Origin of the sequence: Psychrobacter sp. Choline-02u-9, assembly GCF_002836505.1 — a bacterium.
Classification (GTDB): domain Bacteria; phylum Pseudomonadota; class Gammaproteobacteria; order Pseudomonadales; family Moraxellaceae; genus Psychrobacter.
The window spans coordinates 63,171-76,067 of record NZ_PJBF01000049.1 but is presented as its reverse complement, the minus strand read 5'-3'; the positions used below and the strand labels follow the sequence as shown (position 1 = coordinate 76,067).

Below are 12,897 nucleotides of genomic sequence, written 5' to 3'. Positions count from 1 at the left end.
ATCGTTATCTATTAATAAACACCTATTGATGACTGTCTGTTATTTAGCATCGTATCTAGGTCAGACTAACGATATAATTACTGGTATTACCATTCATAAATAAAGCTTCCTTAAACTATGACTATCAATCAACAAGACCTCGCAACATTACAACCCACAGCAAATACGATAGATAACGATAGTATCGAGAAAATATCTATCGAAGAAAATATCTCTCAAACTGTAAATAGTAGTGCTGAATCAGATCTAATCGAAGAAGAGCTGCCTGAAGAAGACAGTGTCGATATTACGCATCTGCGCACTCCTATAAAGGTAGACTTATCTCCTGTTTATAACTTTTTAGGTGCTCGAACCACGCAAGCTTGGGTAAATGCTGCGATTGAAAACCTACCTATGATCATTCAAGACCATGCCAACTGCGAAAAAAAGGCCGCTGGTACTGCGATGAATTTGATATTTCGTTATGAGTTCTCGTATGACTTGCAGCGTAAATTGGCACAGCTGATACGAGAAGAGATGCTGCACTACGAGCAAGTACTGGGTATCATGAATGAGCGCGGTCAAGAGTGGAAATATCTAAGTGCTGGACGCTACGCCAAAGGTATGTTGAAGCATAAACGCACTTACGAGCCAGCAGCGATGGTTGATGTATTGATAATTGGGGCATTTATTGAGGCGCGCTCTTGTGAGCGTTTTGCAGCGTTGGCCGAAGTCATCGATGATGAACGCTTAGCGAAGTATTATCGTTATCTACTCAAGTCAGAGAGTCGTCATTTCGAAGATTATCTTGCGCTCGCTCAATCATTATCAGATGAGAATATCGATGAGCGAGTTGCTTTCTTTAAGGAAGTAGAGGCTGAATTAATCAGTAGCCCAGATGCTGAGCTACGCTTTCATAGTGGCACACCTGCTTAAAGCCCACGCCTTACCTAAACCTGTTACCTATATAATGTAGAAAGTAAAAATGTAGGAAACAAAAAAAGGCACTGTGTTTGATACGAGTTATATACTCTTACCAAACACAGTGCCTTTTTATCTATATACAAATGCCTATTTATATACAAATACTAATAGCTACCGATATAGTTAATTCTTACTTTTTATCTTCCATCAATGGACTATCATACTGTTTGTTACTCTTAGCGACATTATGCGGATCATGATCTTCCGTAGCCTTTTCTGCTGCAGCTGGATTTGCTTTTTGTAATGCATCATCAGGGACAATGCCGTTATTGTCATCTGCATCTTTTAAGTTATGATCGCTATTGACGCTTTCATTATGTGAGTTATTCATTGCTACTCCCTACTATGATAATTACTTATCTAACCCAAGAAACACTATATTTTTTGAGATTTGCCCCTGTTTAATCTTTTTCATCAGGATTTAAGATGCGAGTTTGTGCGTTATCAATGTTGGCATAACGATTTAAATCATTAATACCCTCACTCTTGGGTGCTGCACTACCGACAGTATCTTCATTGATATTGTCATCGAATGCGGTGCTACCTTCTTGATCACGACGATCTGGTTGGCGCGCTGGATTGTCATTATCATTTACGTGTTCTGAGTCGACCACAGATTCATCAAAAGTATCAGTTCCTTTGTTCTCGGTAGTATTTTTTTCAATTGCACTATGATCATCAGATCCTAGTACCTTTGTCTTGTCTATTGCTGAGTCTTTGGCTTGCATTATCATATCCTTTTTTTATATTTATAATTTTGTCGATTTGGTTAGCACACTGTTATCTATAGTCCTTTACTCGTTACCTTTTTGGCTCAAGTCGTAGGCACTTAGTTCTGCTGCGTTCTTGCCACCTGCTGGAAGATTTTCTTCTTTACGTGGATCAGCATAAACTTCGTCAGTCTCTTGCGAGTCTTGCTCAGGGCCATCGATTTCAGGCTTGTGCTTGCGCCCTGCGTAGCTATCTTTAGGGTTTTCTAACTCACTAGCAGCAAGGTCATCCACGATTACTTTTTCTTCTGTTTCCGTTGCTACTGGTGTTACTGGTTCTTGCATAGTCATGGCGCGTCCCTCGCTTTATTATTTGTTGTTATCGTATATTAGGTCGGTGATTAATATTAGAAATTACTTATCAGTACGTAAATCATCATCGATAAAAGGCGTTTGCTCTTCTTCGTTTAACGATTCAGGGGCGTCGGCTTTTTTATTCTCTGCTAAGTTTTTTTCAACTTCCTGACCATTTACCTGTTCTGCAGCTTGCTTGATATCTGAATTGTCATCGTTAGTAGTACTCATGGTTTATTTCCTATTCTTATGATTTTATTAAATTGTTTTGAAACATTAAATCGATATACGTTTTGAACTTGTCCCAACGCCCAAATGAGTAACCAATACTTATCAAGTAGCGTCAGAATTGATATTAATTATAGGTATGACCTTGGGTAATGCACCAGTGTACTGCCGTATCAATATGTGAATAATTGTGAGGTTGCAAGTCAGTTTGTAACTTTTGCAATTGGTGAGCACAAAAAACCAAGCACCAGTATTTACCAGTGCTTGGTCAGATAGATAATTGAATAGCTGATTATCGCCTAAAGGTGCTTTTAAGAATTAGCTAGACTCTTCGACACGATTAATCGTTTTTAATAAATGCTCTTGTGCGACGTGTGGCTCCTCACCTGCTGCTGGCTGTAACTGCTGCCAAACGCCAGTGCCATTAAGTGTCCACGCTTGCGTATTATCCTGTAAGTAGCTAATTAAGCCATCCTGATAAATCTGCTTAAATAGCTTTTTATTCTCAATCGGGAACGCCACTTCTACACGATGGAATAGGTTACGATCCATCCAGTCTGCACTACCGCAGTATAGACGCTCATCACCATCGTTATAAAAATAATAAACGCGCGTATGCTCCAAAAACCGACCGATAACAGAGCGCACAGTAATGTTTTCAGAGAGTCCTTTTACTTGTGGACGTAAACAACACATCGACCGCAGAATTAATTCAATATTAACGCCTGCCTGCGAGGCATCGTATAATTTATCAATGAGACGGCGCTCAGTTAACGCATTGGCCTTGATAATGATATGAGAACGTTTGCCCGCTTTGGCATGAGTGATTTCATCATCGATAAAGCTCATCAACTTCTCATGCAAAGTAAACGGTGCATGTAATAGTTTTTTGAGGTTGGCAGGCTTACCCATGCCGGTTAACTCTTGGAATATCTTGTGAACATCTTCTGAGATATCAGGATCGGCGCTAAACAGACCATAGTCCGTATAGACTTTGGCATTGGCCGCGTGATAGTTACCAGTGCCTAAATGAACATAACGACGGATTCGATCGTCCTCGCGGCGTACGATTAGCATGAGCTTGGCATGGGTCTTGTAACCTACGATACCGTAGACCACGACCGCGCCTGCTTCTTGTAGATAGTTAGCAACGGCAATATTAGAGGCTTCATCGAAACGCGCACGCAACTCAATGACGGCCGTGACTTCTTTACCATTACGAGCGGCTGCTGCCAGTGCCTTAACGATCTCTGAATTGGTACCTGAACGGTATAGTGTCTGCTTGATTGCCAGCACTTTAGGATCGCTGGCGGCCTGCCAAAGCAAATTGATAATGGGAGAAAATGCATGAAACGGATGATGCACGAGCACATCGCTTTTGCGCATGGCAGCAAACATACTGGTCGATTTGTCAGACTTATCCATCTCTCGACGAAATGCTTTAGGTATGGCATGGGTAAACGGCTGATAGCGTAGCGCTGGGATATTAAAATCAAACAGCAAGCGCGTCAGATTGACGGGGCCATTGACACGATATAGCTGGTTGTCATGCAGTTCAAACTCATTAAGCAGATACTCACTGATATGCGTTGGGCAATCAGTTGTGACCTCAAGGCGCACCTTATCACCGAAGCGGCGATTTTCAAGCTCGCCTTCTAGTGCTTTGGCAATATCTTCAACATCATCGGCCAAGTCTAAATCAGCATTACGTGTCAGCCTAAATTGGTGACAGCCTGTCACACTCATGCCAGGGAATAGCTCACCGATATGCTCATGAATGATAGCGGATAGCATTACATGATGCTCTTTACCACCAGTTAGCTCATCTGGCAGACGAATCACACGCGGTAGACTGCGCGGCGCAGGTACAATCGCTAAGTTGATATCACGTCCAAAGGCGTCCTTGCCTTCCAAGGTAGCGATAAAGTTTAAGCTTTTATTTACAAGACGCGGGAATGGATGCGCCGGATCAATGCTAATCGGTGTCAATACGGGTACGACTTGCTCCGTAAAATAACGCTTCATCCATGCAGACTGCTCAGCGTTTAGCTCATCACGTTTGAGATAGCGAATATCTTCGAGCGCAAGTGCTGGCAGGATATCCTCATTGAGAATACGATACTGCTCACTGATAGCCGCATGAGTAATAATAGATATCTCGTTTAACACTTCGCTAGGACGCATGCCATGAGCACTGGTAGATACATCACCGATGTTAAGCTTTTGCATGATACCAGCGACACGAATCTCAAAAAACTCATCAAGATTGGATGAAAAAATAATCAAGAAAAATAAGCGTTCAAGCAATGGGTGACGTGAACTAGATGCCTGCGCTAATACTCGCAGATGAAACTGTAATAAAGACAAATCTCGATTGATATAACTGCTGGGTGAATAGCTGCCGTCTTCTGAGCGTTGCCAGTCGATGTCGGTCAGATCATTATAGTTACTGCTTACGCTCATATTTTTATTAACGTTTTCGTTGCCATCTTCACTCACACTATTAACGTCGATCATCTCGTTCATATCACCGCTGTTCTGATTATTATTTATCTCTACCACGTTACTACTCCTTTTGCGTTATCGATACGCCATCATCTTTTATCGTTCTGTCTTTTCTAGGGCATGTCCTAGTCTTATTCGAAATAGCCGAGCCTACAACATCCGATCCTATAATCTAGGGCGTGTCCTCAATTCAAACGAGTGTCCTCTAAATGGGCTAAAAACAGCTAAATTTTGCCAAACATCGTCAAATAGTTGGTCAATATCTCGATATTATCTGCACTATTTTCCTTGTTTGACGGCAATTTATCTCATTTTTATCACCATTTTTAAAATGAGGACACGCCCTAGCCCAACCTTAATGCTTTATATTTATGAAGATGCTTGCGGTAATACAGCGTTTTTCATGCGTTTTTTGATAATACGTTGCTTGTTACGTAAACGCTTATCGCCTTGATTGTCTTCGTAGTATTTTGGATTGGTAAGCATCGCAATCAGAAGCGCTGACTCATCTCGGTTTAGATTGGCCGCAGACTTATCGAAATAATGATGCGCTGCTGCATCAATACCATAGATACCATTACCAAACTCCGCCACATTTAGGTAAGCGGTCATGATGCGCTGCTTGTCCCACAGCGTTTCTATCATGACAGTAATGACAGCCTCTTCTGCCTTACGCACATAAGAGCGATGCGAAGTCAGAAATAGGTTTTTTGCTAGCTGCTGCGTAATCGTTGAGCCACCAGCAGACATCTTACCTGTTTCTTCATTTTTCTTTTGCGCCGCTTTAATACCTTTGAAATCAAAACCACTGTGCTGACTAAACGTCGAGTCTTCACTCACAATCGCCGCTTGCTTAGCAGATTTGGCAATCGCATCATATTCAGCCCATGTCTGGGTGACCGTGCCGCCCGTTAGGCGATGCGTCAACATAAACATACTGTTGTTAATTGGCTGTGTTTTCCAAATTAATAATAGCCCGACGACCAATATATGGAATGCGACAACCAATAGCATAATTGCCAATAACAGACGTTTGATAAATGTGCCAAAACTTGTCATGCGCGATATCCGAGTGATTAAAAAAGTAATAAGATAATATAGGTCATCTGCTAATAACTAAAAACAGCAACTATGAACCAATAGTCCTAAAATAGCTGTCATTGCCTTTTATTAACAGGCAGTCATTAGTAATGACCAGTAGCAGGTCATCTTACCTAATCTCACAATCACTGTCATTATTTACACCACTTCTTTATGATGTAATAATAAACCAACTATTTTTTACTTTTTATCAAAATAGCCTAATAATCAGCATTTTTTGGCATACTTTAAGCTCAGAGAGCTCACCATGCATAATAATAGTATAGAAGTATTACGAGCGCGTGTTATTGCCGCAAGCCCAAACCTCAATACCACTGAAAATAGCAATCAATGGTGGCTACTAGGAACCTCTGGCTGTCATTTATGTGATATCGCTGAGCAAATACTTGCACAGTTTCAGTCGGTACAACCAATCACTTACCAAAATGTCGATATTGCAGACTTTGATGAGGCGCTTATGATGGATTTTGCCACGTCTATCCCTGTGATTTTGACTCCATCACAGCGATTAAATTATCCGTTTTCAGTGATGGATTTGCAGCAACTGTTAGCTCACAACTAACGGCACTTTGTTTTGATGTTATAGAGCTTTTAAATTTCTTATATTAGAATATCTACCGCTAATTTTAGCTAGTATGGTATTTCAATATTTGCTAGACTACTTTTATATTCTGTTTGGTAAATTGATTATACTAATGCTAATGATTTACTGATCAATAATCTCAACTCTCTAACCTTGCACTCTGTTAAATCATATACATACAATTCTCAGCGAAAGCACCTAAGAGCAACTATTAGGGCGTGTTTAACACGCCTTAATAAATATAGTTAGCTGAATGTAAAACTGTTATGGATTTAAACGCGCTACTGGTATAAATTTTACTTGCGTGCTGCGTTCCCAGAGGCTGCGCAAAATTCATCCCAGTAGCGCTATGACATTTTTAGAGTGTATCGACTATAGTAATAACTTAGTATGACTTTAAAACCAGTAAAAAATAAGCTGGTATACACAATAATAAGGACTGTTAATAACAATAAGGACTGTTAATTATGTACACTTTCTTAGCCTTAGCGCCAATTCTCGTTGTATTCATACTACTCATAGTTATGCGCCTGCCAGCTAAGATAGCTATGAGTATTGCCTATTTGGTGACAGCTCTGCTAGCCTTTTTCATTTGGCACGCTAGTGGTGCTCAGGTAGCGGCTGCTACTGTTAATGGGATTATTGTGGCACTTACTATTTTATTCATTGTATTCGCAGCTATTTTACTGCTGAATACGCTGAAAGAAAGCGGCGCTCTTGTCGCCATACGTAAGGGCTTTATGGATATTTCACCTGATAGGCGCGTCCAAGCGATCATTGTGGCATGGTTGTTCTGCTCTTTAGTAGAAGGTTCATCAGGATTCGGAACACCATCTGCAGTGGGTGCTCCGCTGTTGTTGGCTTTAGGCTTTCCAGCGATGGCATCGGTCATGGTTATTCTTATCATTCAATCTACACCCGTATCATTCGGTGCAGTTGGTACGCCTCTACTACTTGGCGTTTGGTCTGGTATTACTGATAAACAAGATTTAGCACAGTCCATTGCCCCTACTACTGCCGAAAATTATTTATTACAGATTACAGCTAACGTAGGCCTTGTACATGCGCTTATTGGGTTTTTGATACCTTTAATTTTAAGTGCTTTTTTGACAAGGTTCTTTGGTGAAAAACGCTCCTTCATAGAAGGGCTTAAAGTATGGCCATTTGCCATTTTTGCAGGTCTTTGCTTTACTATTCCTTATTTTTTGGTTGCTAAATTTCTAGGGCCTGAGTTCCCTTCACTCATTGGCGGTTTCATTGGGTTGTTAATTGTACTTCCCGCTGCTAAGCGTGGTTTTTTGATGCCTAAAGATACTTTTGATTTTGCCCCTCGCGCAAAATGGGACAAAGACTGGCTGGGTACTTTAGACGAGGTAAAATATGATGATTCAGCAACCCCAAAGTTCTCTTTAATTCGTGCATTTTCGCCCTATTTCATTGTGATTGCCTTATTGGTCATAACTCGAGTGATTGCACCACTCAAAGCTTTTCTGGTAGGGGATTTAACAACCATTAGCCTTACTAATCTTTTTGGTACAACAATCTCTAGTAAGATACAGCTCGCCTATTCTCCTGGTAGCATTCTAATTATTACTTCTTTATTATGTATTTTACTGTTCAAAATGAATAGCCAAGCGGTAAAGCGCAGTTGGAGTAACTCGGCAAAGACCATGGTTGCTGCCGCACCAGCTTTGCTATTCTCGGTGCCTATGGTACAAGTATTCATTAATTCAGGCTCAGCCGCTGAAGTCGCTACTGCGCTACCGGCTATGCCAATATTACTGGCTGAAAGTGCTGCCGATGCTTTTCAAAATGCGTGGCCGCTAGTGTCTCCATGGATTGGGGCAATGGGTGCTTTCATCGCCGGTTCAAATACTATTAGCAATATGATGTTTTCATATTTTCAATGGTCAACAGCCAATCAGATCGGACTCAATAGCGACCTTGCAGCACAAGTAATAGCCTTGCAAGCTGTGGGTGGTGCGGCTGGTAACATGATTTCGGTGCATAATGTGGTAGCTGCTTGCGCAGTAGTCGGCTTGGTGGATAAAGAAGGCTATGTGATTCGCAAAACACTGCTAGCGATGATTTATTATGTCGTGCAAGCAGGTTTGATCGGTATGGCTATCATCTTCGGTCAAATATGGTGGTGGGCTTTAGCCGTTCTCTGGCCCATAACATTCTTTGGACTGATGTCTTTTTGTGGCAAATTTTCCCGTAGAAAACTGAATGGACGATAATCAGGCAAGCTGACGCTATTAAACTAGATCTAGTAGCGTTAGGTTAAGGTTGCCTTCTAGTTAAAACATAACAGCAATAAGAGATAAACCTATGAAAGACTTAACTAAAATCACCGAAATCGAAGATCTGCGCCGCGTTGCTGAGCGTAAAGTGCCGCGTATGTTCTATGACTATGTCGATTCAGGCTCGTGGACTGAGACCACCTATCGTAATAACGAGACTGACTTTGACCGTATCAAGCTGCGCCAGCGCGTATTGGTCGATATGGATAACCGCAGTCTGGCAACGAGTATGATCGGTGAGCCAGTCAAGATGCCTGTAGCCATCGCCCCAACGGGTTTTACCGGCATGATGTGGGCAGATGGTGAGATACATGCCGCACGCGCCGCTGAAAAATTCGGCGTGCCCTTTTCACTATCGACAATGAGTATCTGCTCTATCGAAGACGTCGCTGAAAATACCAGTGCGCCGTTTTGGTTTCAGCTTTATGTCATGCGTGATCAGGACTTTATGGCCAATTTGATTCGCCGTGCCAAAGCAGCAAACTGTTCTGCGTTGATTTTGACTGCGGACTTACAGGTGCTGGGACAACGTCATAAAGACATCAAAAACGGTCTATCCGCACCGCCAAAACCCACATTGGCTAATATTTTAAATTTAATGACCAAGCCAGAATGGTGTCTTAATATGCTCGGCACCAAGCGCCGCACGTTTGGTAATATCGTCGGTCATGCACAAAATGTTGAGGATCTGTCATCACTCTCTGCTTGGACGGCAGAGCAATTCGATCCGCGTCTGAGCTGGGACGATGTGGCGCGTATCAAAGACATGTGGGGCGGTAAACTTATCATAAAAGGTATCATGGAGCCTGAAGATGCTATTATGGCGGCTCGCAGTGGCGCGGATGCCCTAGTCGTCTCAAACCATGGCGGTCGTCAATTGGATGGCGCGTTATCTTCTATCTCTGCCCTCGCAGACATCGTACAAGCTGTCCATGCTGAGAATAGCGACATTGAAGTGTGGTTAGACAGTGGCATTCGCTCTGGTCAAGATGTGCTAAAAGCCATCTCATTGGGTGCAAAGGGCACAATGATTGGTCGCGCTTTTCTCTACGGATTGGGAGCGTATGGTGAAGACGGGGTGCGCCGCGCGCTTGAGATTATCTATAAAGAGTGTGATATATCTATGGCATTCTGTGGTCATACCGATATCAATACTGTCACGGATAATATCTTGGTAAAAGGCACGTATGAAAACCTCAAAGTGGGTCGTTTTTAGAGCGGCTGATTGTAGAACAATCAACGTTTAAAACCGGCTACACATAACATAATTTGCTCATACCCTTTATACTGTCTCTATAACTTTTTGATGACAGTTAGCCTTTATGACCATTCAACAATTATTAAAAACAGCGCCCGTCACTACCCTGCTATTAGCCTGCTTTATTGGGCTATTTGTCATGCAGATAGTCACTGGCGTCGATGCCAATAACCCGTCAACTGAAGCGTTAGTTAAATGGGGTGCCAACACCTTACCCTTAACGATGATGGATGACCCATGGCGCTTGGCCAGTAGTGCGTTTTTGCACATTGGTCTCATGCATCTACTATTTAATGGCTTTGCCATGTATTTCTTTGGGCAGATTGCCGAGCCGATGTTTGGCTCAGCCAAGTTTTTGGCATTATTTTTACTAGCAGCAGTTGGCGGTAACTTGCTCAATAGCTATATGACGTGGCAAAGTATTTTGGATGGTACGGGACAGCCCGGCCTATCAGCGGGAGCTTCTGGTGGTATCATGGGTATCGGTGCGGCGTTACTGATCGCTGCCCTGTTTAAAATATCGGTCAATGGCATGGTGCTTAACCTCAAAAGCCTGATATTTATTATGGGCATCAACCTCGTCTATGGGTTTGCCGTACCGGGTATCGATAATGCTGGTCATATCGGCGGCGCGATCACAGGGCTTGTTATTGCCTTAGCTTTTGCGATTGGTTACCGTCAGCGTCTCGCGGTCGCTATGCAAAATGTCGCATCTGAGCAAGCGCAGCGTCTCCAGCCTTATCAAACCAACTATTCATACAGCGCTCACGACACCCCATCATATAACAGTCATTATAGTGGACAGTATAAAGACCAACACGATAACCAAAGCCGTTATGATGCTACTCCTCTCGATCAATCACCTCACTTTGCTGCCAATTCAACTGAGCAAGATACTGCGGTTGCAAACAATGAAACGAATACATCAGACATATATGCCGATAGCGTTAATACTATCAATTCACCGTTAAACAATGGCACTGTTCATAATAGTATTGAACCCGAAGCACTTAAAAAACCTTCCGTTATTTGGCAGCTATTACCATGGCTTGCGATGTTACTTATCAGCATTGGTTTTGTCTGGTGGTGGCAAGATATTCACCAGCAATTACTACAAGTACTAAAAGCCATTGAGTAAATGCTCATACTTATCTATCATTGCTATATAGCTCCCAAAAACAGCATACTGACCAACATCACTGATTCCTTTTATTGCTTACTCTTTTGAACACGTTTTGCTTACTCGCACCACTCAGTTATTTATACTCACTTACGAGATCCAATTATGTTAAAACTTGCAGCGCTACCTAATATCTCTACACGCACTATGTTTAGCGCGTTTACCGCTACTGCACTATTTAGTGTGGCTAGCCTGTCTAACGCCGCACTTTTTAATGACAACTTGCCGACTGACAAAGATGCTGAGCTTAGCGTTGGGGTCAATGTCATGGCGGTCAAATCCGCCTATGATCTCGAAGACAGCACTGAAGTGCGTGTGTTACCGGGCGTGTTTTATGACAATAATAGGATCTATGCGCGCGGTGCTCAAGCGGGTGCGTACTTGATCAATGATGGTGTCAATCAGCTCTCTGCTTACGCGCAGCTCGCAGGGAATTCGTTTGATCCTGATGATGCTAATGGTGCCCTGCAAGGTCTCGATGAGCGCAAACTATCCGCAGAAGCAGGTATAAGCTACCAGCGTCGCACGCCTATCGGTGCGTTTCGTGGTCAGTTTGCGACCGATGTGTTGGACGAAAGTGGCGGTAATACTGGTCGCTTAACTTACCTTGCCAAGATCACGAGAAACAAGCTGACGGTCTATCCAAGCATCGGCTTTGAGTATCATGATGCGGCCTACAATGAATACTACTATGGCGTCAGTGAAGAAGAGTCAGCAGAAACAGGCGTTGCCGCTTATAAATCTAACTCGAGCTTGAACCCATATATCAATATCAGTGCCAACTATGACTTTAATGAGCGCTGGGCAGGATTTGCCAATCAAAGCGTGAGCTATGTACCGAATGAGCAGTACGATAGCCCAATGGTCGACTCACGTACTGAAGCAGCGACGACGCTTGGTTTGCTTTATAAGTTTTAATTGAGCCTAAATTGTCATAAAAAAGACCTTGTCATATAACGTGACAAGGTCTTTTTATTCAATAAATCTATAGATTTGCGGGTTACCACCCACACTACAAACTCAATGGAATCTAAGCGTTACTTTTTAAATACGCTAACATAGTGTCCGCATCTGATACTTCAAATGGGTCTATTGGACAGTTGTCGCCAAAGTCAGCTTCCTTAAACACTTTCTTAACTTCTTTATTATCGACAACCATCGAATAACGCCATGAGCGCATACCAAAGCCAACATTGCTTTTGTCAACAAGCATGCCCATTTTGCGCGTAAACTCACCATTACCATCAGGAAGTAAGAAAACGTTTTCACGGTTTTGCTTTAGACCCCATTGGTACATGACGAACGCATCATTGACAGAAATACAAACTACTTCATCTACGCCCAATGCCTTAAACTCATTATAAAGCTCTTCATAACGAGGGAGATGGCTGTTTGAACAAGTTGGTGTAAAGGCACCTGGTAGAGAAAACACAACCACTTTTTTATTGGCAAATAACTCATCTGTGGTTAGATCATACCATGTGAACGGGTTGTCTCCGCCAATAGAGTCATCACGAACACGAGTTTTAAAAGTCATATCAGGAACATGGGTAATCATTATTTACTCCGATTTAGGTTATTGTCTTTTTTTCTAAAATCCTGCAGGTATATGATAATAGTTATACTGGTCCATAAGCAATCTTTGAGATTATGTCCCCTAGATAAAATATAGCGCTAACTTGAAAAATATAGACAAAAAAACCTTGCCACAT

The 12,897-nt window shown here is 42.3% G+C and carries 13 protein-coding genes; 6 read left to right on the top strand and 7 right to left on the bottom strand.

Annotation, left to right across the window (positions count from 1 at the left end; translation table 11 throughout):
- Positions 1-117: 117 nt before the first annotated feature.
- Entirely contained in the window at positions 118-915 is a 798-nt protein-coding gene (locus tag CXF69_RS07185) for a MiaE family protein (RefSeq protein WP_227522914.1), read from the top strand.
- Positions 916-1,093: 178 nt separating this feature from the next.
- Here CXF69_RS07185 and CXF69_RS07180 read toward each other — a convergent pair whose 3' ends face one another.
- The 6 genes from CXF69_RS07180 to mtgA all read right to left on the bottom strand — a co-directional run bounded on the left by CXF69_RS07180 (position 1,094) and on the right by mtgA (position 5,819).
- The gene (locus tag CXF69_RS07180) at positions 1,094-1,294 is read right to left on the bottom strand and encodes a hypothetical protein (protein WP_057761189.1); all 201 of its coding nucleotides are present in this window, start codon (positions 1,292-1,294) and stop codon (positions 1,094-1,096) included.
- Between the two features lie 70 nt (positions 1,295-1,364).
- Positions 1,365-1,691 (bottom strand): hypothetical protein, encoded by a 327-nt coding sequence (locus CXF69_RS07175; protein WP_101205163.1) that lies wholly within the window; start codon positions 1,689-1,691, stop codon positions 1,365-1,367.
- Positions 1,692-1,757: 66 nt separating this feature from the next.
- Positions 1,758-2,024, bottom strand: a complete 267-nt coding sequence (locus CXF69_RS07170) for a hypothetical protein (protein ID WP_227522915.1) — start codon at positions 2,022-2,024, stop codon at positions 1,758-1,760.
- A 63-nt stretch (positions 2,025-2,087) separates the two neighbouring features.
- Positions 2,088-2,258 (bottom strand): hypothetical protein, encoded by a 171-nt coding sequence (locus tag CXF69_RS14330; RefSeq protein WP_166739243.1) that lies wholly within the window; start codon positions 2,256-2,258, stop codon positions 2,088-2,090.
- Between the two features lie 315 nt (positions 2,259-2,573).
- Positions 2,574-4,718 (bottom strand): polyphosphate kinase 1, encoded by a 2,145-nt coding sequence (gene ppk1, locus CXF69_RS07165; protein WP_227522920.1) that lies wholly within the window; start codon positions 4,716-4,718, stop codon positions 2,574-2,576.
- Positions 4,719-5,129: 411 nt separating this feature from the next.
- Positions 5,130-5,819 (bottom strand): monofunctional biosynthetic peptidoglycan transglycosylase, encoded by a 690-nt coding sequence (gene mtgA, locus CXF69_RS07160; RefSeq protein ID WP_101205165.1) that lies wholly within the window; start codon positions 5,817-5,819, stop codon positions 5,130-5,132.
- Between the two features lie 289 nt (positions 5,820-6,108).
- On the opposite strand from mtgA, the gene CXF69_RS07155 reads away from it, so the two are divergent.
- From CXF69_RS07155 to CXF69_RS07135, 5 genes are all read left to right on the top strand, one after another.
- On the top strand, positions 6,109-6,423 hold the full coding sequence (locus CXF69_RS07155; RefSeq protein WP_101205166.1) for a glutaredoxin family protein: 315 nt from the start codon (positions 6,109-6,111) through the stop codon (positions 6,421-6,423).
- Between the two features lie 488 nt (positions 6,424-6,911).
- Positions 6,912-8,684, top strand: a complete 1,773-nt coding sequence (locus CXF69_RS07150) for an L-lactate permease (protein ID WP_101205167.1) — start codon at positions 6,912-6,914, stop codon at positions 8,682-8,684.
- Between the two features lie 91 nt (positions 8,685-8,775).
- A complete protein-coding gene (locus tag CXF69_RS07145) occupies positions 8,776-9,963 on the top strand; it encodes an alpha-hydroxy acid oxidase (RefSeq protein ID WP_101205168.1) in 1,188 nt (395 codons plus the stop codon).
- 106 nt (positions 9,964-10,069) lie between these two features.
- A complete protein-coding gene (locus CXF69_RS07140) occupies positions 10,070-11,143 on the top strand; it encodes a rhomboid family intramembrane serine protease (RefSeq protein WP_102078864.1) in 1,074 nt (357 codons plus the stop codon).
- 147 nt (positions 11,144-11,290) lie between these two features.
- On the top strand, positions 11,291-12,103 hold the full coding sequence (locus CXF69_RS07135) for a MipA/OmpV family protein (RefSeq protein ID WP_102078863.1): 813 nt from the start codon (positions 11,291-11,293) through the stop codon (positions 12,101-12,103).
- A gap of 112 nt (positions 12,104-12,215) precedes the next feature.
- Here the strand turns inward: CXF69_RS07135 and CXF69_RS07130 are convergent, their stop codons facing one another.
- Complete coding sequence (locus CXF69_RS07130; protein ID WP_101205171.1) at positions 12,216-12,743, bottom strand: peroxiredoxin; 528 nt, start codon at positions 12,741-12,743, stop codon at positions 12,216-12,218.
- Between the last annotated feature and the right edge of the window lie 154 nt (positions 12,744-12,897).